Here is a 21,670-nt window from a genome sequence, read left to right as displayed (position 1 = left end):
TGGACACTGATGGGGCCCCGGCGGTGCACTCATGAGCATGACCGAAGAAGCGAAGACCAGCGAGCCGCAGGTTGATACCGCCGTATCGGTGGTGGGTCCCGGCGGGGGCGAGACAATCGTCCTGGGCACCACACACATGCGCGTTCTGGAGGACGGCAGCCACACCGGGCATCGCCTCGCGATCGCCGAGTCCGTCCTCGCCCCGCACACCCAGGGACCGCCGCAGCACCGCCACGCCCAGCACGACGAGGGCTTCTACATCCTCTCCGGCACCGTGCGATTCACCATCGGGGACGAGCAATACGACGCCACCGCGGGCACGCTCGTGATGGTTCCGCCCGGTAGCCCTCACACCTTCGCCAACCTGACCGATCACCCCGCCGTCATGCTCAGCACATTCACCCCCGACCTCTACGTGCAGTACTTCCGAGACCTCCAGGAGGTGCTCGCCGACGGCCGGCCGCTGACGCCCCAGGCCAACATCGACGCGATGAGCCGCTACGCGACCGAGCCTGCCACCGACCTCGCCTGAAGCCGGCGGGACGACACGGCCGGGCTATGTCTTCCCCTACCTGTCCGACTCCCGACTGCCCTGGCCCCGGGACCCGGGAAAGCCGGCGGCGCGGCGTGGTCCGCCGAGTGGTGGCGGCCCGGGGGCGGTGGCGCCCCCGGGCGTGAGTCACATGTCAGGTCAGGTGAGCCAGGAGTTGGAGGCGCAGGCGGAGGCGGTGACCCACACGTGGGACATGATGTTGTCGTCCACGGGGCCGACGGAGCTGCCATCGCGCCTCTGGAAGACGTTGTCCCTCAGGTTGTCCGCGTACTTCTCGCCCGGTGCGAGGCAGGTGTACCCGCTCACGTCGCTCTGTCCTGGATACATGTAGAAGGCAACGACGTCCTTGCCGCCGATCGTTCCGCTGTTCATGACGGACGAGGCCTTGTTCTGGTCACCATTGGTGAACGGGCCGATGTTGTCAGACCAGTCGGCGTCGTTGCCCTGGGTTGCACCGAGCAGGGTGCCCTGGCAGTCGGGGTCGGCCCAGGCACGGACGTACCCGTCCCGTCCCGGCCACTTCGCGTTGCAACCGGCTCCCTGGACCGAGGCCTGAGCGGAGGTGGCCGGTACCGCGAGGCCGAGGGCCGCCAGCCCGATGACTGCGGCGGCCGAAGCAAACTTTCGCATGGTTCTCCCTATTTGTCTGCCTCGTTCGAGGCGCACCGGTCCTCTGCTGGACCAGCGTGGAAATCTGTGGGGTCAGGTCCGGGGGCCGACGATGCCCGCCGCCCGGACGTATGCCTCGCGCTCGATACGGCGGCTTGTGTCCAGCGCCTGGCCGTACCGGCCGAGCAAGGCGTTCACGTAGTGCTTCTCGCGTTCCTTGCCGATGGCTGCCAGCGATGCGGTGCGGGCGCAGACGGCATCGGCGACGGCGAGTTGTCGCTCGGCTGCGAACGTCTTGTCGGACGTGCCGCGCAACGCCCGTTCCTTCGCTGCCTGACGTGCCGCTCCAGGGTCCTTGTAGGGGTGGCCCGCGCGTTCCATGCACGTCGACCAGACGCGCAGTGCCGCGACGAACTGCTTGTCCCGCATCACCTGGGGGACGTAGAGCGGCTGCAGATTCGACGCGATCTTGTTGGCCCGGAACCACACCTTCGGATCCCCGTACAGCCGTTTCTCGGCCTCGGCCACGCATCCGCCCATCTGTCGGCTGATGGTGGCACCGTTCGGAAGCTCCGCGGTGATCTCCGGCGCGTCGATCCCCCCGTCCAGAGCGTCGTCGTACGCCTTGCGTCGCTGATCTGAAAGGCCCTTGCGGTAGGCGAGGTTGGGGTTGGTGAGCCGTGCGCGGTCTTCCTTGGCCGCGATCCGGCTGCCGTACCCGTGCTTGCGGGCCCAGGCGACGTCGTCCGCCACATAGCCGAGCGTCCGGCTCTCCTCCAGACTCGGCCGCTCCGCCTCCCAGTACGTGAAGCCTTGCCGGCTCAGACACTGCTTGATCAGGCGCTGCTCGGCATCCGCGATCCGCAGCTCCTGCGCGAGGGTGGGGTCTTCGCCGGCCGTGGCGGCCTTGACCCGTGCGGCCGGTGAGGTGCGGTGGGCCGCGTCGGTGTCTGCCGTGCAGCCGGTCAGGGCGAGGCAAGCCAGTGCGGCGACCACACCCACCGTGGTGGTCGCGTGTGCTGTGCTGCGTCCCCCCGCTACCACCGTCCAGCGTGAGGCGTCGGCGCGCTTCATCGGCATCCTCCCCGGGCGAAGTCCAACTGGGTTGCTCTTACGAACCGTTGACGCCCTGGTAGGCACGTCCGTATGACGTGGACCGTGGATTTGTTTTCTTGCACCTGGAGTCATACGACGGCGGCGCGCGCACCGTCTTCCAGTACGCCTGGCGCTGCGTCCTCGCGAGAGCCGACGGGGCTGCCGGACTCGGTGCACGTCGTGTTCTGGGGTTGTTGCGGGAGTGGCGTTCGAAGTCGCGGGCCAGGGGTCGGTGGTCTATGAGCCAGCCGATGCTGCGCTCGATGGTCCACCGTCTCGGGATGATCCCGAACCCGTGGGCGCCGGGCGGGCGTTGGACGGGGTGGGCGTCGATGCCGAGGCGGGCGCCGGGGTCGGTGGCGGTGGTGCGGTATCCCGGCGTCCACCCAAGCCCTCGTGATGTGTGGGTCCGAGCGCCATCGTCTTGTCCTTGCCCAGCACCTTCTCCGCGGCCAGGATGTACGCCCCGGTGTAGCCCTGCTGGTACGGCATCTGCACGACGGTCCCGGAGATCACGCCGGACTTGATGAACTTCAGCGTCTGGGCGTCGGAATCGTCGGACACGATGTGCACGGACGAGGTCTTTCCGGCCGAGGTGACCGCCTGGGCCAGCGCGGGACCGTCGTAGGAGTGGGCGCCGTACAGGCCGTTGACGTCCGGGTTGTTCGCGAGGATGGTCTCCGCGTCCGAAGTCGCCGTGCCGGCCTGGAGGTTGTCGTTGACCTTCTGGGCGACCGTGATCTTGGTGCCCTTGAAGGCGGCCTCGAAGCCGGCGATGCGCTGGGTGGCGTTGGAGGCGGTCAGGGAGCCGACCAGGATCGCCACCTTGCCCTTGCCGCCGAGCACCTGCTTCATCGCGGTGCCCGCCTGGAAGCCGGCGGTTTGGTTGGGGGTGCCCAGGTAGAGCGAGGCGGCGTCGGTGCCCGGCAGCGGGGAGTCGATCGCCAGGACGCCGATGCCCTTCTGGACGTCGGTGTGGATGGTGCCCGCGGCCGAGGTGGGGTCGATGGCCGAGATCGAATAGCCGGTGACGCCCTGCGAACGCAGGGTCTCCAGCTCCGAGTTCTGCTCGGTCAGCTTGCCGCCGGGCGGGGCGAAGTAGGTGCACTTGCTCTTCGCGATGCCGAGGTCGGAGCAGCCCTTGAGGAAGCCGACCTGACCGGCCTTCCAGTAGTCGGCGGCCACGTTCACGACCATCGCGATGTCCACCTTCGACAGGTCCTTGCCGGCCAGCGCGGACTTCAGCGCCGCGTCGAGCTTGGCGAGGTTCGTCTGGTTGTAGGTGACCGAGCCGGCCAGCGCGACCGGGGCGGCAGCCTTCGTACCGGCCGAGCTGGACGCATCGGAGCCACCCGCGCTCTTGGAGCAGCCCGCGGCGGCGAGGGAGAGGAGCACGGCGGTCGCGGTGGCGAGGGTGCGGGACCTTCTGGTGCGGAGCATGGGAATCAGCGCTCTTCTTGGCGTGTCTGGTTGGTGTCTCGGGATGCGTGGAAACGCTGGATCGCTGGGAACGCTCACCTGTTCACGGGCATGCCGGTGCCGGGGAGGCGGGGCAGGTGTGGGGGCCACTGGGAAGCGGTACGTGGCGGAGGGCGCCGTAGTCGCCGGGCGCGGGGGGCTCACCGGGGTGAGCGCGGCGAGGCGCGGGGGGCCTGACAAAACGTCAGAATCATGAAGGGACCGACCGCCGGGGCGGTAGACCGGCGTGGAGCCGTCGTGCGTCGGAGTCGTCACGGCCGATCGCTCATGGTCGGCGCGGCGGCTGCCCCAACGGCACGCAGGTCACAACAGGGTTTGCTGGTGCAGGAGTTGGCACCGGAGTGCTAACAGGGACGGTTCATGTCGGACTTTCCGTTCGAGGTCGCGGACGGGTCGCCGAGGTCCGCACCACGAGGCTGGGTGGGATGACGATGTGGGGTCTGTCGCCGGATGCCGGGATCCCGGCGTCCGGATCGCCGACGAGCTCGATCAGCGCCCGCAGGGCGCGGCGGCCGAGTTCGTCGAAGTCCTGGCGGACGGTGGTCAGCGACGGGCCGAAGTACTCGGTCTCCGGCATGTCGTCGAAACCCACGACACTGATGTCCTCCGGCACCCGGCGCCCTGCCTGCTGCAGGGCCCGCAGCAGACCGAGGGCCAGGTGGTCGTTGGCGCAGAACACCGCGGTGACCTCGGGATCGGCGGCGATCCGACGGCCGTGCTCGTATCCGGTACGAGCCGTCCAGTCGGCGCCGGCCGACGGTTCGGGCACCGGAGCCCCCCGCTTCTCCAGGGCGGCTCGCCAGCCGGACTCGCGTTCCTGTGCGTCGAGCCAGGAACGCGGCCCGACCAGGTGGTGCACCGTGCGATGGCCGAGGTCGAGCAGGTAGGAGGTGGCCAGTTCGGCACCCGCCTCGTTGTCCACGGCGACCGAGACCAGCGCGGTGTGCGTGCCACAGCCGACCGCGACCAGGGGCACGTCCGCCGGCACGTTCGCCAGTGCGCCCACCGCGGCGGTCTGCGGCGCGATGACGACGATCCCCGCCACGTTCTGGTCGCGCAGCCGGTCCACGGCGTCCAGCACCGAATGCCGGTCGAGGGTGCCGACCGCCGCCACGGTGACGAAGTAGTCGTGCTCCCTGGCCGCCCGCTCAATGCCGTAGAGCATGCAAGCGGGGCCGTACAGCGTGGTGTTGAAGCTGATCACACCCAGGGTGCGGGTGCGGCGGGTCGCCAGGGTGCGGGCGGCGGCGTTGGGCCGGTAGCCGAGTTCGCGGACGGCGGCCAGCACGCGTTCCCGGGTGCGGGGCCGGACGTTGGGGTGGTCGTTGAGGACCCGGGAGACGGTCTGGTGCGAGACTCCCGCGATCCGGGCCACGTCCGCCATCACCGGTGCGCGATCGCCGTCCATGTCCCGCCTCCTCACACACCGTCGTGTCGTGGTCGATCAGTTGCGTCTCCGATGGGAGCGGCACGCCGTTGACCGAATTGTTAGCGCACACATTCCTCGTGGGCAAGGCAACTCGGGACCCTCGATCACCGGTTTTCGGGACTTCGACGCACTGGCAAAGAGCCCTTTGACCTGGAGGTATTGATCGGCCCAGCGTCCGTTCCGGCATCGCCGCGTGCCCGGGTAAACAGACGGCACAGCTTTTGTTTCCGCACTCTTGACTGTTCGACCGTGTTGACCCCATATTCATCCGGCCGTAAAAAGACGGTGCCACGAGAGCGGCCGTCCAACTCACCGACCGCACGAGAACGGCACCCGCACAAGTCACCCACTCCGGACCGATCCGCCGCCCTGACCAGCAGTCACACTCCCCACGACGCTGCTCGATCCACGGATCGCCCAGTCCGGCTCCCCCCTCCCCTCCCCTCGCCCTCCTGTCCGGCTCGCATGTGCCGACCTCCGAGGGCCCGAGATGTTAGCGCCCACATTTCCGCTCTCCCGGAGCACACAGCGCCGGACGAGAAGAACGCACGACGGAAGAGGTTCACCGTGACAGGTCGAACGAGTCGAGTCAGCCGAGTGACAGGCCGAGTGAGAAGTCGAGTGCGAGGCTCGCGCCGCAGAGGGCTCCTGCTGACTCTGGGCGCGATCCTCACACTCGTCGGGGGCATCCTGGCCGGGGTCGTCGGCACCGCGGGCTCAGCAGCGGCCGCCACGTCCCTGCCCTGCGACATCTACGCCTCCGCGGGCACACCGTGCGCCGCGGCACACAGCACGACGCGGGCGCTCTACGCCTCCTACGGCGGCTCCCTCTACCAGGTCAAGCGCGCTTCGGACGGCGCGACCACCAACATCGGCGTCCTCAGCGCCGGCGGCTACGCCAACGCGGCGGCCCAGGACTCCTTCTGCTCCGGGACGACCTGCACCATCACCAAGATCTACGACCAGAGCGCCAACCACAACGACCTGACCATCGAGGGGCCCGGCGGCAACGGCGGGCAGGACGTCGGCGCGATCGCCGACGCCCTTCCGGTCACGGTCGGCGGCCACGCGGCGTACGGCGTCTTCGTGTCCGCCGGCGTCGGCTACCGCGACAACAGCACTACCGGCATCGCCACCGGCAGCTCCCCCGAGGGCGCGTACATGGTGACCAGCGGCCACCACGTGAACAACCGGTGCTGCTTCGACTACGGCAACGCCGAGACGTCCGGCAACGACACCGGCAACGGTCACATGGACGCGATCAACTTCGGTACGGAGTGCTGGTTCTCGTGTTCCGGCGCCGGATCCGGCCCCTGGGTCGAGGCGGACCTGGAGAACGGGCTCTTCTTCGGAGGGAACGGCTCGAATTCCAACAACAAGGGCAACTCCAGCGAGTTCGTCACCGCGTTGGAGAAGAACAACGGCACCACGACCTACGCGATCAAGGGGGGCAACGCACAGTCGGGCTCACTGACCACCTGGTACAACGGCGCGCTCCCCAACCTCGGCGGATACACCCCGATGCACCTGGAGGGCGCCATCGTCCTCGGCACCGGCGGTGACAACAGCAACGGCTCGGACGGCTCGTTCTTCGAGGGCGTCATGACCTCGGGCTACCCGACCGACGCCGCCGACAACGCCGTACAGGCCAACATCACCTCCGTCGGCTACACCACCCCGGCCGCGAACTTCCCGGTCGCCGGCACCGCCTACCGCCTGACCAACGCCAACTCCGGCAAGGTCCTGGACGCGGTCAACTGCGGTACCGCCAACGGCACGTCGATCGACATCTGGGCCTCGCTCGGCAACACCTGCCAGCAGTGGAAGTTCGCCGGCGCGGGCAACGGTCACTACACCATCAGCAACGTCAACAGCGGCACGGTCCTGGACGACAAGAACTGCGGGCAGAGCAACGGCACGGCCGTCCAGCTGTGGGCCTCGCTCGGCAACACCTGCCAGCAATGGGACGTCACCAAGTTCGGCAGCCACTACACGATCACCAACGTCAACACCGGCATGGCGTTGGACGTGGCGAACTGCGCAACGACCAACGGCACGGCGGTCCGCCAGTGGCAGCAGCTCGACAACGCGTGCCAGCAGTGGAACATCGCGCCCTGACCTGAACGGTCGGGGCCATCGCGGGCCCGTCGCCCCCTCCCCGCCGACGGGCCCGCGCTTCATCGGTTCATCCGGGTTCACCTGGTCACCTCTGACACGAAGGAACTGCGCATGCCCTCAGAAGCCGTCGGACCGTCCCGCAGGACCGTCCTGACCGCCATCGGTGTCACGTCCCTGGCCGGGACCTTCGCCGGGTCTGTTCCCGCTGTCGCCGCTCCCGCAGCGGGGGCCGCTCCCGTCGCCCTCCCCGCCGCGACCGCGCACTGGAGCTTCGACGAAGGCTCCGGCACCACCGCCGCCGACGCGTCCGGCAACGCCCACACCGCCACGCTCCAGGGCGCGGCCGGCTGGGACACCGGCAAGGTCGGCGCCCACTGCCTGAACCTCGCGGCGGGCGGCAACGCCACCGCGTCCGGACCGGTCGTCGACACCTCGAAGGCCTTCTCGGTGGCCGCCTGGGTCAACCTGGCTCAACTGGGCGGCTACCAGACCGCGGTCAGCATCGACGGCGCGGTGGTCAGCGCCTTCTACCTCGGACTGCGCGACGACACCGGCACTTTCGCCTTCGCCCGCCTCGCGTCCGACGCCACCCAGGGAGCTGCCGTCGCGGCAGCTGCCTCCGCCCCGACCGCCGGCACCTGGACCCACCTGGTCGGCGTCAGCGACGCCGCGGCCGGCGTCACCCGCCTGTACGTCAACGGCGTACTGGAAGGGGAGACGGCCTACACGGCAGGCTGGGCCGGCACAGGGGCGACCGCGATCGGCCGCGCGCTGTACGGCGGCGGACAGGTCGACCAGTGGCACGGCCTGATCGACGACGTACAGCTGTTCCCGACCGCCCTCACCTCGGACCAGGTGGCGACGCTGGCCGGCGTCCCGGTGGAGTCGACGACACCGCTGCTGAGCGTGGACGTGGCGCATCCGGCCCACGCGGTCTCCCCCATCCTTCCGGGCCTGATGTTCGAGGACATCAACCACTCCGGCGAGGGCGGCATCTACGCCGAACTGGTGCAGAACCGCTCGATGATGGCCAGCGACACATCACCGGTCCACTGGTCCGCTGTGGGCGGCACGACGCTGACGCTGGACACGGCCACGCCGTTGAACGAGGCGCTGAACCGCTCCCTGAAGGTGGCACTGCCGAGCGGTACAGGGGCGGGCAGCCGAGCCGGTGTGGCGAACGACGGCTTCTGGGGCATCCCGGTCCGCCCCCGAACCACCTACACGGCCCGCCTCTTCGCCAAGGCATCACGCCGGATCGGCCCCCTCACGGTGTCCATCGAGTCGGCCGACGGAGCGACGGTGTACGCCTCCGCGAGGATCGCGCACATCGGTACGGCCTTCCCCGACCGCCCCTTCGAACTGACCCTGCGCACGGGTTCGGGCGCACCGGTGACGGGCGACGCGAGGCTGACCGTCACCACGGCCGACCCGACCGCCGCGGGCGAGACCCTGTGGCTCCAGCACGTCTCCCTCTTCCCGCCCACCTACAACAACCGTCCCAACGGCCTGCGCGTCGACCTGATGGAGAAACTGGTCGCCCTGAAGCCGAAGTTCCTGCGCTTCCCCGGCGGCAACTTCCTCGAGGGCAACACGATCGCGACCCGCTTCAACTGGAAGAACACCATCGGCCCGGTCTGGGAGCGCCCCGGCCACATGGACGACGCGTGGGGTTACTGGTCCACGGACGGACTGGGTCTCATGGAGTACCTGCACTGGGTCGAGGACATGAAGGCCCAGCCGGTCCTGGCCGTCTTCGCCGGCTACACCCTGCAGGGCGAACACGTCACGGGCGACGCGCTCAAGCCGTACATCCAGGATGCCCTGGACGAGATCGAGTACGTGACGGGCCCGGTCACCAGCACGTGGGGCGCCCGGCGTGCGGCCGACGGCCACCCGAAGCCGTTCCCCCTGGAGTACGTGGAGATAGGCAACGAGGACTGGTTCGACGGATCGGGCTCGTACGACTCCCGATTCGCGGACTTCTACGACGCGATCAAGGCGAAGTACCCGCACCTGAAGCTGATCGCGACGACGACGGTGACAAGCCGCACCCCGGACCTCATAGACGAGCACTACTACCTGGCCCCGTCCGCAGCCCAGGCCGCCACCCACAAGTACGACAACAGGGACCGCGCCTCGACGAAGGTGTTCGTAGGCGAGTGGGCCGCGCAGGAGGGCCGCCCCACCCCCGACCTCAACGCGGCCCTGGGCGACGCGTCCTGGCTGGCCGGCCTGATCCGCAACTCCGACCAGGTCCTGATGGAGTGCTACGCGCCCTTGTTCTCCCACGTGAAGAACAACGTCTGGGCCACCAACCTCATCGCGTACGACAACCTCACCAGCTACGTCTCCCCCAGCTACTGGGCCCAGCAGATGCTGACGAGCAACCTGGGAGACACGGTCCTGCCGGCCACGGCACGCGCGCTACCGGGCCTGGCGACAGTGGCCACGCGCTCCGGGAAGCGGCTGTACCTCGCGGCGGTGAACTACGGGACGGAGAAGGTGGATGTGCCGGTGGAGCTCCACGGCTTGGCGAAGGGGGTCAGGAGGAACGCCAAGGCCACGGTCCTGACGGGCCCGTCACCGACGGCGACGAACACCCTCGCCGAGCCGACGACACTCGTCCCCAAGACCACGGGAGTGACGGGAGCAGGACCGAAGTTCACGACGACCCTGCCACCGCTCTCGGTCACGGTCCTGGAACTCACCTTGGCCTGATACCACGGAGAGCGCTGTGCTGCTCGCCGAAGCGGTGCTGATCAGAGACGGTCTGTAGCTGAGGCTGGTCTGGTCCGTCAGCTCGGCGGTCTGGATGACCGGCCCGGACTCGTCGCCGTGGATCTCATAGGTGATCTCGTAGACGGCGTCCGGGTCGAGGTCCCCGCTGCTGCCCAGGTAGGTGAGCTCGGGTTCCACGGTCACGTTGCAGCCCACTGATCCGAAGCAGTGCCGCGCGGTGGTGCGCAGGTCGATCGAGAAGCTGTCGGCGTCGATGTCGGCGTACGTCGGTTCCGGGTCCGGCTGCATGACGGGGCTGACGGCGTCCGCGTCCGGGACGCTCGATGCCGCGACGCCGGCCTGCCGTCGTCGTTCGTGCGCTGCCCGACGGCAACGCCTGCGGTGACGATCGCGGCCTGGTTGATGCCGTCCTCCCAGCGGCCGAGAACCCTGCCGTCGTACTCGTAGTGGATAGCGGCGGTGACGTTCAGGTTGTGGCCGATGGGCCGCCCGGTCCCCACCGGGCTGATCCGCTGAGCCCACCGCAGCCGGTGGGCGGTGGGCTCAGCGGACGGATGCGGCGCTGCGGTCAGGTGAGCCAGCTGCCCGAAGCGCATTCCGAGGCGGTGACCCATCGGTGGGACCTGATGTGGTCGTTGACGACCTGCCCCGTGTTGGCGAAGTAGTTGTCCGTGAGGTTGTCGGCCCACCTCTCTCCCGGAGCGAGGCAGACGTAGCCCTTCTGGTACTGGTAGTCCTTCTCGGCGTAGAAGGCGACGACGTCCCTGCCTCCGATGTATCCGCTGTTCATCACAGAGGACGCCAATATCTGGGACAGTCCCTGGAACCCGCCGGCGCTGTCGCCCCAGAAGCGGTCGTCTCCCTGGTCCTCGCCGAGGAATCCGCCGTCACAGCCGTAGTCCTCCCAGGCCCGCACATAGCCGTCGCGGCCCGGCCACTTGCTCCCGCAGACCCAGTCCTGTGTGCCTGCCGAGGCAGAGGTGGCCGGTGCCATGAGTCCGATGGATGCCAGGGCGACGACGAGGGCGGTTGTGCCTGATCTGCGCATGACGTACTCCTTCATGTCCGCCTCTGAGTGAGGCATTTGGTCCCCACGGACGGGCCGTGGAGGTGAGGGGTGGTCAGACCCGAGGGCCGACGATCTTCCTGGCGCGGTCGAGTGCCTGGTGCTGCAACCGGAAGTAGGTGTCGAGGGCGTCGCCGTAGCGGTCGCGCAGTTGGGCGACGTAGTGCCGCTCACGCTCCTCGCCGATGCGGCGAAGGTCGGTGGCCCGCGCGCAGGTCGCATCGGCCACGGCGAGCTTTCGCTCGGCCTCGAAGACCTTCGGCTCCGCGGCCCGGTCGGACCGCGCGATCGCCGCCTGGCGGGCGGCCCCCGGGTCCTTGTAGTCGTAGCCCACCTTCTTCATGCAGCGCGACCAGGCGTCCTGCGCCGCGGAGAACCGCTGGTCGGCCAGCACCCTGGGTACGTAGAGCGACCGGAGGTGCCCGGAGGTCTTCTCCGCACGGAACCATGCCCGCGGATCCCCGTAGAGCTCTTTCTCGGACTCGGCCACACAGCCGCCCATCTGCTTGCTCACCGTCCCGCCGCCAGGGATCTCGACGGAGATCACCGGCACGTCGAGCCCGCCGTCCAGCGCCTTGTCGTAAGCCTGGCGCCGTTGCTCGGAGAGGGTCTTGCGGTAGGCGAGGTTGGGGTTGGCGGCCCGGGCAGCGGCGTCCTCGGCCCGGAGGCGGCTGCCGTAGCCGTACCCGCGGGCCCAGCCGATGTCGTCGAGTACGTAGCCGAGCGTGCGGCTCTCCGCCAGGCTGAGGCGTTCGGCTTCCCAGAACTCGAAACCCTGGCGTCGCATGCACGTGGCTATCAGTCGTTGCTGGGCGTCCGAGATCCGCAGTTGTTCGGCATCGGTCAGGGGAGCGGCCTCGGTGGCCGTCAGGCCCACCGTGTGGCTCGAGGTGTGCTCGGTGTCGGCACAGCCGGTCAGGACGGCCGACACCAGCAACAGGCCGATCACAGCCTTGCGCATGGCGTCCTCTCGTTGGGGCGAAGGGGGACGGGGACTCTGCGGGAACCGGGCCGCCACCGGCGGGCAGCGGTTGTCGTCCGGCCCACGGGTTTCCCGTCACGGACCTGGCCGCCTGCGACGGTCCGACGTGGGGTGTGTCGGACTCCTACGGACGGCGTTGTACATCGAGGGTCCGCGTCCAGCAGGTGGATCCAGGCGGCGCGGTAGTCCGGGGCGGGGGTCGGTGACTCACACGTGCTCCCGCGCCCTCCCGGGTTCGGTGGGGTGAGCGCCGTGCGGTCGACCAGGCGGGTCGCCAGGTCGGCGACGACAGCCGCCGGCTGCGTGCCGCCGGCGCTGACCAGGGGCCCTCTTGCAGGACCGCGATGTCGCCCGAACGGCGGCGAGTACAGCGCCGAAGTGCACACGGGCAGACATGGAGCACAACCTCCTGTTGGGATAGGACGTGACGAAGACGGTGTGCCGTCGGCGCCGCTCTGTTCACAAGGCTGTCCGCTGTCAGGGAGGTGCACCAACACCTTTCGGTGAGGGCCGAAAAGGGCAGGCTCGGGGTTCTACCGGTAGTTCGTTGAGCCCGGCCGTAGGGCGGCGGTAGGAGTCGGCTTCCTTTCTGAGGACTGCAGATGACTGTCCACCGTCCGTCTCCGCGCGCGGTGGGCCCGCCGGAGGAGTACGCGGTCTGGTTCGATGACGTCTTCGCCGGCCTGGCGCTCAGGCGAGCTGCGGCCTCGACGACAGGAGACCGGCGTCGAACCCGAAGCCCCTCCTCTCCACCCGGACCGGAATCCCTGACCTGCTCGGCCCAACTCGCGCCTGCAGCCACCCGTACGAGTCTCTCGCGGGCGCTGCCGCCTTCCGCGTCCGGCCGTGGCTGTCCCCCTGGTGCCGCTGACGGGCGCCCGGTTCAGCACCGGTCCGTATTCCCGCCCCCCGTTCCCGGACGGCCGCGAGCAGCGGTCACCGCCGGACGGCCGCGGGGAGTGGTGAGAAGTCGGCCGGGACAACCGGCCGCTGCTCGGGCAGTTCGCCGTTGAGCAGCGCGGCGCCCAGCGGGGTGAGGGTGTGGACGACATGGGCACCGACGCGCCGGCTGTGCGCGAGGTCGACTTCACGCAGGGCGGCGACGTGTTCGCTCGCCGACGGGGCGGAGATGCCCAGGCGCCGGGCGATTTCCCCGGTGGTCGCGGTGGTGTCCAGGCAGGCCAGTACCCGGGCGCGGGTCCGGCCGATCGCCGTGGCCAGGGCTTCGGCGCGGCGGCCACGGGTGACCTGCGGCGCCCAGGTCGCGGGATGAGCGACAGGGTAGGCGAGGACCTGCGGCAGGGTGGGATCGGCCAGCGCGATGGGCGTGTTCCAGCAGAAGTGCGAGGGGATCAGCCGCACTCCGCGTCCGCCGAGGTGCAGATCCCGGTCCTCCGGGTAGCGCACGTGCAGCACGGGAGGACGCCAGACCATCAACGGGCGGAAGGAGTCCAGGAGTCCGTGGACTCCGCGATCGCGCAGAGTACGCGTCCGCAGGGCCCGGTCGGCCTCGGTGGTCCTCGCCGTCCCGGCCCAGTCCGGCGCCACGATCGTGCGATGCACGAGCCGGAACGCCGTCGCGACCTCCTCCATCACCGTCCGGTCGCCCGCGCCGAGACCGTGCGCCCAGCGCGGCAGCCTGTGGGCCCCGGCCATCCGGTCCAGTTCCCGGCGCAGCCGGGACCGGGGGGTGGCGCGCAGTTCTTCGATCGCGGCCTCCAGACCGTCGGCCGAGGCGCCGGGTGTCAGGAAGTCGGGCCAGTAACTCGCCGAAGCCGGGGCGAGGACGGAAAGCATCCTGGCCGGTCCCGCCAGTCCCTTCGCGGCCAGCCCTGCCCGCGCGGTGCGCCGCCAGTGACCGAAGACGGGCAGGCCTCGCCGCGATGCACTCAACTGGTGCAGGCTCAGCAAGGTCTCCCACACCGGGTCCGGCTCCCGCGCCAAGTGAACGCGTGCCAGGTCCGCGGCTGTGAAGTGAATGCGCAGCATTGTTCATCCCCCGATTCCCATTGCTACCGCCGACCGTGCCGGTGGTCGTTCCGGCGGTACGGCGGTTTTCCAGAGTGGCACGAAGAAGATCCGTTCAACGATGCGCGGGCGATGAGAGTATGGGCCCGATCGATGCAGGGGTCGCTATGGCCGCAGGTTAAGGACGTGCGCGGTGCCTGATCCGGAGGGAACGGCAGAGCCGAGCCTGCATCAACTGCGGCTCTTTCTGGCGCTGGGCGAGGAGTTGCACTTCGGCAGGGCCGCGGCCCGGTTGCACATAACCCAGCCGACGCTGAGCCGCCAGATCCGGGAGTTGGAGAAGCGGCTGGGTGTCCCCCTGTTCTCACGCGACAGCCGCAGTGTCACGCTCACCGACGCGGGCCGTGCCCTGACCGATGAGGCGCGGGCGACGGTGGAAGCGATGGGCCGGTTGCGGGCCGGCGCCGGCCAGTGGGCCCGCACACTCTCCGCGCATGTGGTGGTAGGGACGGTCGGCGCTGAGGCCGCCATGCCCTATACCCACGCCGTCCTCGAGCATCTGCGCACACTGCATCCGGCGCTCACAGTGGAGATCCGCACCCTCAGCTTCGCCGAGCATCTGGTCCGGTTGCTCTCCGGCGACATCGACGTCGCCTTCCTCCGGCCCCCGGTGCCCGCCGGCGTCGAACTGCTGGAACTGGCCACCGAACCGCGCATCGCCTGCCTGCCCGCCGACGACCCTCTGACTCAACGACCCACCCTGTCCCTCGCCGACCTCGGCGAGCGGGTCTTCGTGGACGTCCCTCCTGAAGTGCCCCGTGTGTGGTGGGACTTCTGGGCAGTGGACCCGCGTCCGGACGGCAGACGGGTCCGCTACGGCCCCGTCGTCTCCGACATGGAGGGGCTGCTGCACACGGTCGCCACGGGACAGGGGATGTGTTTTCTGCCCGCGGCGGCCCGCAAGCTCTTCCCACGCCCGGGTGTGCGCTACGTCGACGTGGTGGATCTGTCCCCGACGGTGTCGGCCCTCGGCTGGTCGGCCGAGCACCGCGACCGCCCGGCCGTGCGGGCCGTACGCGAAGCCGCGACCGCCGCGATGTCCGCGGCCCAATGGGAGCACACCCGGTCCCCCTGAGCCGCCCCCAGCCATCACGCGCCCTCTACGCGGCCTCGCCGCCACCGACTGGCACACGCGCGAGCGGCGAAAACGCTTTCCACGTCGACACCGCGAGGGGCTGCCCGTTCTCGCCGAGCCAGAACAGCGCCGGCTCCAGGCCGTCCGCACTCCAAGCAGCAGGCGGGAAGCTACTGGTGGCCTTCGCCACACTTTGCCCATTTAGGGCGGATGAATGCGTATATATGATTCAAAAGGTGGTTGCACTCCTGGGGCAACCCTCCAGAGATTCCGGGACCAAGGGCAGGGAGAAGCGTTTGATCACGGCGCGTAAACGACGCACCAGGCTGGCGGCTGCGGCCAGCGTACTCGGCGGCGCGCTCGCAGTTACGGCCCTCAGCGGGACCAGCAATGCGGCCACTGGCGGCAATGACGCCGGGACGCCCTCGAAAACGCAGGCTCCGGTGGATCAGACGGTCGCCCAGGGCGCTTCGGGCGCCCGAATAAAGATCACGCCCCAGCAAGGCGCCCACAACGTCGCGATCAACGACCCCGTCAAGGTCACCGTCAGCAACGGCAAACTCACCAAGGTGACCATGACCGCCGTCGCGACCGGTGCCGAAATTCCGGGCACCTTGTCCGCCGACGGCGTGTCCTGGAAGTCGGACGACCGGCTGGGGCGGGCCACCAAGTACCAGGTCGCCGCAGAGGCTGAGGATTCCCGCGGCCGCTCCGCGACCGAAACGGCGACGATCACCACGGTCTCCCCGGCCAACGGCTTCATCGGGCACCTCTCCCCCGAGGATGGCTCGACCGTCGGCGTGGGCATGCCGGTGACGGTCAATTTCGAAACGGCGATCGTCAACAAGGCCGCCGTGGAATCGAAGATCCAGGTCAGCTCCAGCAGCGGCCAGCGGGTCGTCGGCCACTGGTTCGGCGGCACCCGCCTGGACTTCCGCCCCGAGAACTACTGGAAGCCCGGCTCCACCGTCACCGTGAAGCTGAAAGTCCACGGCGTCCAGAGGACGGTCACGTTCAAGATCTGCCGGAGCCAGATCAGCACCGTGGACGCCAGGACGAAGCAGATGACCGTCGTACGGGACGGCAAGACGATCAGGACCATTCCGATCTCGTCCGGCAGCAACGAGCACCCGACGTACAACGGCCGGATGGTCATCTCCGAGAAGTTCCGGCACATCCGTATGAACGGCGCGAGCGTCGGCCTCACCAAGAAGGACGGCAAGCCCGCGTACGACATCAAGGCCGTACCGCACGCCATGCGCCTGACTGACTCGGGCACGTTCATCCACGGCAACTTTTGGGGTGCCGACTCGTCCTTCGGCAAGGTCAACACCAGCCACGGCTGCGTCGGCCTGAAGGACGTCAGGGGCGGCGGCGACGGCAGGATGCCCGCCGCCTGGTTCTTCGACAACTCGATGATCGGTGATGTCGTGATCGTCAAGAACTCCCAGGACAAGACCCCGTTGTCCGCGGGCAACGGCCTCAGCGACTGGAACATGCCGTGGAGCGAGTGGGTCTCGGGCAGCGGCAACTGAGGCAGCGGCTCAAGGACAGAGGGCTGACCTTCACCTTCGATGCCGCCCTCGACGACTGAACCTTCCCCTTGATCGTGGACACCTGGAGACTGGGACCTGAGTTCCGGAGGGACTGTAAATCGATCGGCCCTGTCTCACATTCGGTGGTGACGGAGCGTGCTGTCATCCGAGGAGGATGCGGTGCGGTGCCGGAGCAGGGTGAAGCCTGCTCGTCCGTGCATCTGGCGCGCGATCCGTTTGGTCTTGGTGTTGACGCCCTCGGTGGGGCCGTTGCTGTACGGGAGCGTGAGCCCGGCGATCACGGCGTCGATGTCCCGGTCCAGGCCCCGGGTGAAGGCGTGCAGATGGGGCAGGTCGGCTGTTCGGACTTGGGCGATCCAGTGCGTGAGCGCATCGGCGTTGCCGGTGCGTGGTGTCAGGAGCGGGGCGAAGTCTCTGATATCTGCGGCCAGTTGGGTCATCTCGGGGCAGGCGGCGGTCAGCTTGGCCAGGAGCTCGTGCTGCTCGGCCTTGAGGTTTTCGGGCCTGGTCAGCAGCATCCGGGCGAGTCGACGTGGCGAGATATGGCTGCGGTCGGCGTCCGCGCGGCCTTGGTTGATGTACTTGTGCAGAAGGTTCAGGCAGCCCGTGAAGCCGAGGGTCTTGATCTCTTCGAAGAGGTGCTGGACGGGGACGCCGGGGTCTTCACTTCGGCGTTTGCGCAGGTGCTCGCGGTAGGGATCGACCAGGCTGGCACGGTACTTGGGGACGCGGAGCATGCGCTCGGGCCGGTCGGCTCGGGCGTAGCGTTTGACGGTGTTCAGGGCCAGTTGCAGGCGGCGGGCGCATTCGAGCAGGCCCACGCCCTGGTCGAGCAGGCCATGGACCTTGTGCCAGCGTTCGAGGGTGGTCTGAGCGCGGGGCCCGTCGTAGATCGCCGCGTTCAGTACGGTGGCCCAGCAGGCGCTGTGTGCCTTCACCTCGCTCAGGGCGGCTTCGCACAGGTTCTTCCATAAATGCCAGCGATCGCTGACTTGCACCGCGTCGGGCAGGGCACGACGGATGGCCTCGGCATAGGTCGCCGAACCGTCACGGCACACGACCTCGATGCCTGGATGTTCGTGCAGCCACGCTTCCAGGGTGTCGGCCGTGCGGCCGGGCAACACGTCGATCCGCTCATGGCTCTCGGCGTCGATGATCACGGTGGCGTAGCGGTGGCGCCGGCGCAGAGCGAAGTCGTCGATGCCGATCACACGGGGCACCCGACCGGTGGGCAACGGGATCCGCAGCAGGGCGCGCAGGGCCGTGTGACGCGACAGGCTCACCGCCAATATTGCGAGCAGACGTGCCCCGGCCCGGCCCGCTAACTCCTTGACCACGGCCTTGACCTGCCCAGTCAGGCGGGTCGTACGCCGCTGGTACCGGTCCAGCACTCCGGGTACCTGTTCGCGGAAGGTGTGGCGACAGCCGCGGGTGGGACACACCAGACGCCGCACCCGCACACGGACCACCACCCGTCGTTCATCGACCGGCACGTCCGCGACGGTCCGCCAGTGATAGCCGTGCACGCGTTCCGACGAGGCCCCGCACACCGGGCAGACCGCGGTGCCCAGCGAAGTCCGTGCCCGCACCAAGATCCGCTCACCTTCGTCGGCCACATCCTCGATGACCAGCGGGGACAGACCCGAGAGGACCGTCTGCACAAGCTCGTTGACATCCATCACAGGAATGTCAACGACCTATCACCACGCTCCGTCACCACCGAATGTGAGACAGGGCCGTTCGATTGACAGACCCGTTCCAGAGGGAGTAGCACCAGGTGGGAAGCAAGTACACGAAGCGGTACACCGAAGAGTGAGCTGCCCCGAGTTTCGTAGAGTCCGGTGATCTTGTTTCAGGCGGCCTGCGGGGTCTGCTCCTGTCGCTGCCAGAAGCCGCGTTCGTACTCGGCAGGTGGCACGTAGTCGAGCGCGGAGTGCAGACGCTCTCCGTTGTACCACGTGACCCACTGGAAGATCGCCAGCTCGACCTGGGCAGGGTCCTGTCAGGGGCCCTGCATCTCGATCAGCTCGGCCTTGAAAGTGCCGTTCAGCGCCTCGGCCATGGCATTGACGCTGATCGGAAAATCGAGGTTCGGGAGGGCAGGCGGCAGCATCCGGGCCGCTTGCGGACCGGATGTCGGAGTGAGCTCGGTCAGGCGGATACGGGTTGGAGGGTGACCTGGTGGCCGAGGGCCTGGAGCTGGCGGACGAGGTCGCGGGTCTTGCGGGCGGGATTGAGGTGGCGTTGGTGCCAGTCGGCGCCGAGTTCCTGGTAGAAGGCATCCAGGTCGTTGATCAGGTGCCAGGCGATGACGAGTAGCGAGCGGGAGACGGCGACGAGTGCTTTGGCGTGGCCGCGGCGTTTGACGATGCGCCGGTAGCGGGCGCCGAGGAAGGTGTCGGTGCGGGCGGCGGCGTTGGCGGCCTCGCCGAGCGCCCCTTTGAGCCAGGGGTAGCTGTGTCTAAGCTTGATGTTTAACCTTGGCCGTTCACCTGACCCGCTGATCTTGGTTCGTTCTCGGGACAGCAGGGCGACCGTTCTTCACGCTTCGAGGTGTCGAGCAACGTCGTGTGAAGGAACGGCCGCTGATGAAGAGTCTCGCCCGTGAACAGTCCGCTGACGCCGCGTTGGGTGTCCTGTCCCACTTTCGTGTCGAGTTCTACGACTGCCTCTACATCCGGGTGGATGCGCTCTTCGAGCTGACCGACGCGGTGCTGTGCTCGGACGGCCCGGTGACGTCGCTGGTCGAGTTGACGCTCACAGCCGAGCACCGTCGGGGGCACGGGGCGATGTACGACGCGGTCAACCACGGCTGGCTGGAGCCGCGCCGCCTGCGCAGGCTGCTGGCCTCCACCTCGCTGTCCCGTGCCGCCGACGGACGGATCGTGCTCGCGGTGGATGTGAGCAACTGACTGCGTCCCGATGCCCCCACCAGCCCGGAGATGCTGTTCTGCCACGTCTACGGGCAGGGCCGCAGCGCGGACCAGTTCATCCCCGGCTGGCCCTACTCCTTCGTCGCAGCCCTCTTTCAATGCTTCATCCGAATCAGCTGTGCTGATCGAATGTCTTGTCACTCCGAGTCCCGAATCGGCTTCGCCGATCAGACTCGCGCTTCCTCGCTGAGTTACCGGCCACTCCCTCCACCAGACCCCCGACGTGATGCCCTGATGTCCCGCAACTCGGCCTCCACCTGGTCCGCTCTGGCGTGCCACATCCTTCGCGGGTCCATGTCCCAGCTGTTGATCCGGTCGAGGTCGAGAGCCGGTTCGACCGAGACACCTGCCGGCACGTCGCATCCGTCGAGGAGTTCCGCGACCGAGCGCCGGGCGAGCAGCTGACCGTCTGCTCCCGACGTGGAGGCGATCGTGCCACCGGTGCCGAGTAGTGCGACAAGAGTCGATCCCATGCGTCAGACCCCGAGGTGCTGTTCGAGCCGGCCCTGTCCGCAAGAGCGTCAAGCAGCCCTTCGGCGATCACTTCCCCGGAGCCAAGTGATGCCGGCGACCGAGGGCGCTAGCTCAGGCAACCAGATCTACGCGTACATCGCCGCACGGCGGAAGCATCTGATCCGGACGGTCCTCCCGTCACATGGCCCTATGGGAGACGGTGAGCAGGTAGGTGCCGTAGAAGAGGGAGACGCCGGCCAGGGCGGTGAGCAGGACGACAATCGTGCGCAGGCGGCTTCGCGCCAGATGCAGGGCGAGTGGGATCAGCAGAGGGAAGGCCGGCAGCAGGAACCTCGGCTTGCTGCTGAAGAAGTGGGTGCCGCCGACGGCCATCACGATGAGCACCGCGCAGTATGCGAGCAGGGGCAAGGGCATCCTGTTCAGTACGCAGAAGACGAACAGCAGCAGGTAGCCGAGGACGATCGCGGCGGCCGCATAGACGACGAGGGTGTCGTGCCCGACGATCAGGTGCTTGAAGATGTGGGCCGTGTAGTGGCCGAAGTCGAACCGCGAGCCCCACCGGCTCTGCACGTGGAAATAGCCGAGGGGGCTGTAAGTCCTGAGCCCCACCCAGCCGATGTAGCCGAGCCATCCGAGGGGAGCCACGGCGGCGGCCGCCCAGGCGCGCGGTGGGGTCGGCGCACCGGCGCGGCGCAGCTGCCAGAGATGAGCGACGGCGCCGGCGACGACGGCGGCCGCCACGGCGACGCCGTTGGGACGGCAGAGCCCGGCCAGCACCGCCAGCGTTCCCGCGGTCAGCCAGCGGCGGGTCAGCACGGCGTAGAGCGACCAGGCGGCGCAGGCCGTCATGAGGGGTTCGGTGTACGCCATCGTCAGGATGATCGCGTGCGGCAGCAGCGCCCACAGCGCCACAAGCAGGATCCCGGCACGTCGTCCGTGCAGCAGCTCGCCGACCGCGTACACACCCCAGGCCGCCACCAGGGCGGCACTCCAGGTGATGAGCAGCGCCACGTTGACCAGGCCGATCGGCAGCACCGTGTTCACTGCGCGGATCAGGCCCGGGAAGAGAGGGAAGAACGCCAGGTCGTTCCACACGAAGTGGCCCGCTTCGGCGTGGACGATCAGGCCGTAGCCGTACTGGGCGATGTGCCGGTACCAGCGGCCGTCCCATTCCAGGCCGAGCACAGTGCGCGGGTGCTTGCCCAGGTGCAGCGACCACAAGGTCGCCAAGATCACACCGGTGAGCCGCACAGAGGCGAACAATGCCAGTGCCGGCAGTGCCTTCCGCAACTCGGAACGCCACCGCCGCTGCTCAGACGGTGGACCCAGCCTCGGCACGAACCGCCGCGTGAGCGGGTCGCTCTTCTTCATGAGGCTGTCGCTCATTTCGACCTCCTTCTCTGCCCTGCAGGAGGGAGCGGCCGGAGGCCGGGTTCCACTGAACAGAAATCTCTTACTTCATGAAAACTGAGAACATTCGTCGTAAGTACCGCATTCAGGAAGTGTCGCCCTGCAATCCCCCGGATCGCAG

General features: G+C 68.5%; 16 protein-coding genes and 2 pseudogenes. 7 read left to right on the top strand and 11 right to left on the bottom strand.

Going from position 1 to position 21,670, the window contains the following annotated elements; genetic code table 11:
- Positions 1 to 31 precede the first annotated feature (31 nt).
- Positions 32 to 532 carry a cupin domain-containing protein gene (locus tag ACIRP7_RS22785; protein WP_403662390.1) on the top strand — a complete coding sequence of 167 codons (501 nt, stop codon included), beginning with the start codon at positions 32 to 34 and terminating at the stop codon, positions 530 to 532.
- Between the two features lie 159 nt (positions 533 to 691).
- On the opposite strand, the gene ACIRP7_RS22780 is transcribed toward ACIRP7_RS22785, so the two are convergent.
- From ACIRP7_RS22780 to ACIRP7_RS22765, 4 genes are all read right to left on the bottom strand, one after another.
- A complete protein-coding gene (locus ACIRP7_RS22780; RefSeq protein ID WP_403662387.1) occupies positions 692 to 1,183 on the bottom strand; it encodes a hypothetical protein in 492 nt (163 codons plus the stop codon).
- Positions 1,184 to 1,255: 72 nt separating this feature from the next.
- Positions 1,256 to 2,236, bottom strand: a complete 981-nt coding sequence (locus ACIRP7_RS22775) for a hypothetical protein (RefSeq protein WP_403662384.1) — start codon at positions 2,234 to 2,236, stop codon at positions 1,256 to 1,258.
- A 258-nt stretch (positions 2,237 to 2,494) separates the two neighbouring features.
- A complete protein-coding gene (locus ACIRP7_RS22770) occupies positions 2,495 to 3,697 on the bottom strand; it encodes a substrate-binding domain-containing protein (protein ID WP_403662381.1) in 1,203 nt (400 codons plus the stop codon).
- 397 nt (positions 3,698 to 4,094) lie between these two features.
- Positions 4,095 to 5,144: a substrate-binding domain-containing protein gene (locus ACIRP7_RS22765; protein ID WP_352385648.1), complete on the bottom strand. Its 1,050-nt coding sequence runs from the start codon at positions 5,142 to 5,144 to the stop codon at positions 4,095 to 4,097.
- A gap of 642 nt (positions 5,145 to 5,786) precedes the next feature.
- On the opposite strand from ACIRP7_RS22765, the gene ACIRP7_RS22760 reads away from it, so the two are divergent.
- Positions 5,787 to 7,283, top strand: a complete 1,497-nt coding sequence (locus ACIRP7_RS22760) for an arabinofuranosidase catalytic domain-containing protein (protein WP_403662378.1) — start codon at positions 5,787 to 5,789, stop codon at positions 7,281 to 7,283.
- Positions 7,284 to 7,394: 111 nt separating this feature from the next.
- Positions 7,395 to 10,004: an alpha-L-arabinofuranosidase C-terminal domain-containing protein gene (locus tag ACIRP7_RS22755; RefSeq protein WP_403662375.1), complete on the top strand. Its 2,610-nt coding sequence runs from the start codon at positions 7,395 to 7,397 to the stop codon at positions 10,002 to 10,004.
- Between the two features lie 589 nt (positions 10,005 to 10,593).
- Here ACIRP7_RS22755 and ACIRP7_RS22750 read toward each other — a convergent pair.
- From ACIRP7_RS22750 to ACIRP7_RS22740, 3 genes are all read right to left on the bottom strand, one after another.
- A complete protein-coding gene (locus ACIRP7_RS22750) occupies positions 10,594 to 11,073 on the bottom strand; it encodes a hypothetical protein (protein WP_403662372.1) in 480 nt (159 codons plus the stop codon).
- A gap of 73 nt (positions 11,074 to 11,146) precedes the next feature.
- A complete protein-coding gene (locus ACIRP7_RS22745; protein WP_403662369.1) occupies positions 11,147 to 12,052 on the bottom strand; it encodes a hypothetical protein in 906 nt (301 codons plus the stop codon).
- A 957-nt stretch (positions 12,053 to 13,009) separates the two neighbouring features.
- The gene (locus tag ACIRP7_RS22740) at positions 13,010 to 14,062 is read right to left on the bottom strand and encodes an ArsR/SmtB family transcription factor (protein WP_403662366.1); all 1,053 of its coding nucleotides are present in this window, start codon (positions 14,060 to 14,062) and stop codon (positions 13,010 to 13,012) included.
- Positions 14,063 to 14,234: 172 nt separating this feature from the next.
- Here ACIRP7_RS22740 and ACIRP7_RS22735 point away from each other — a divergent pair, with 172 nt between their 5' ends.
- Complete coding sequence (locus tag ACIRP7_RS22735; protein WP_403662363.1) at positions 14,235 to 15,176, top strand: LysR family transcriptional regulator; 942 nt, start codon at positions 14,235 to 14,237, stop codon at positions 15,174 to 15,176.
- 299 nt (positions 15,177 to 15,475) lie between these two features.
- Positions 15,476 to 16,711 (top strand): Ig-like domain-containing protein, encoded by a 1,236-nt coding sequence (locus ACIRP7_RS22730; protein WP_403662709.1) that lies wholly within the window; start codon positions 15,476 to 15,478, stop codon positions 16,709 to 16,711.
- A gap of 134 nt (positions 16,712 to 16,845) precedes the next feature.
- Here the strand turns inward: ACIRP7_RS22730 and ACIRP7_RS22725 are convergent, their stop codons facing one another.
- Together ACIRP7_RS22725 and ACIRP7_RS22720 are read right to left on the bottom strand one after the other, a co-directional pair.
- On the bottom strand, positions 16,846 to 18,411 hold the full coding sequence (locus tag ACIRP7_RS22725) for an ISL3 family transposase (RefSeq protein ID WP_403662360.1): 1,566 nt from the start codon (positions 18,409 to 18,411) through the stop codon (positions 16,846 to 16,848).
- Between the two features lie 173 nt (positions 18,412 to 18,584).
- Positions 18,585 to 18,716, bottom strand: a pseudogene (locus ACIRP7_RS22720) (integrase core domain-containing protein); the annotation flags it as partial.
- 197 nt (positions 18,717 to 18,913) lie between these two features.
- On the opposite strand from ACIRP7_RS22720, the gene ACIRP7_RS22715 reads away from it, so the two are divergent.
- Complete coding sequence (locus ACIRP7_RS22715; protein ID WP_403662357.1) at positions 18,914 to 19,051, top strand: hypothetical protein; 138 nt, start codon at positions 18,914 to 18,916, stop codon at positions 19,049 to 19,051.
- A gap of 269 nt (positions 19,052 to 19,320) precedes the next feature.
- Positions 19,321 to 19,758 (top strand): annotated as a pseudogene (locus tag ACIRP7_RS22710) (transposase); the annotation flags it as partial.
- 98 nt (positions 19,759 to 19,856) lie between these two features.
- Here ACIRP7_RS22710 and ACIRP7_RS22705 read toward each other — a convergent pair.
- The gene (locus tag ACIRP7_RS22705; protein ID WP_403662355.1) at positions 19,857 to 20,138 is read right to left on the bottom strand and encodes an asparaginase domain-containing protein; all 282 of its coding nucleotides are present in this window, start codon (positions 20,136 to 20,138) and stop codon (positions 19,857 to 19,859) included.
- 178 nt (positions 20,139 to 20,316) lie between these two features.
- Positions 20,317 to 21,525, bottom strand: a complete 1,209-nt coding sequence (locus tag ACIRP7_RS22700; RefSeq protein WP_403662352.1) for a hypothetical protein — start codon at positions 21,523 to 21,525, stop codon at positions 20,317 to 20,319.
- Between the last annotated feature and the right edge of the window lie 145 nt (positions 21,526 to 21,670).

The organism is Streptomyces sp. NPDC102270 (assembly GCF_044766405.1).
Taxonomy (GTDB): domain Bacteria; phylum Actinomycetota; class Actinomycetes; order Streptomycetales; family Streptomycetaceae; genus Streptomyces.
The sequence above is the reverse complement of the archived record's forward strand: the minus strand, read 5'-3'. Positions and strand labels throughout refer to the sequence as shown.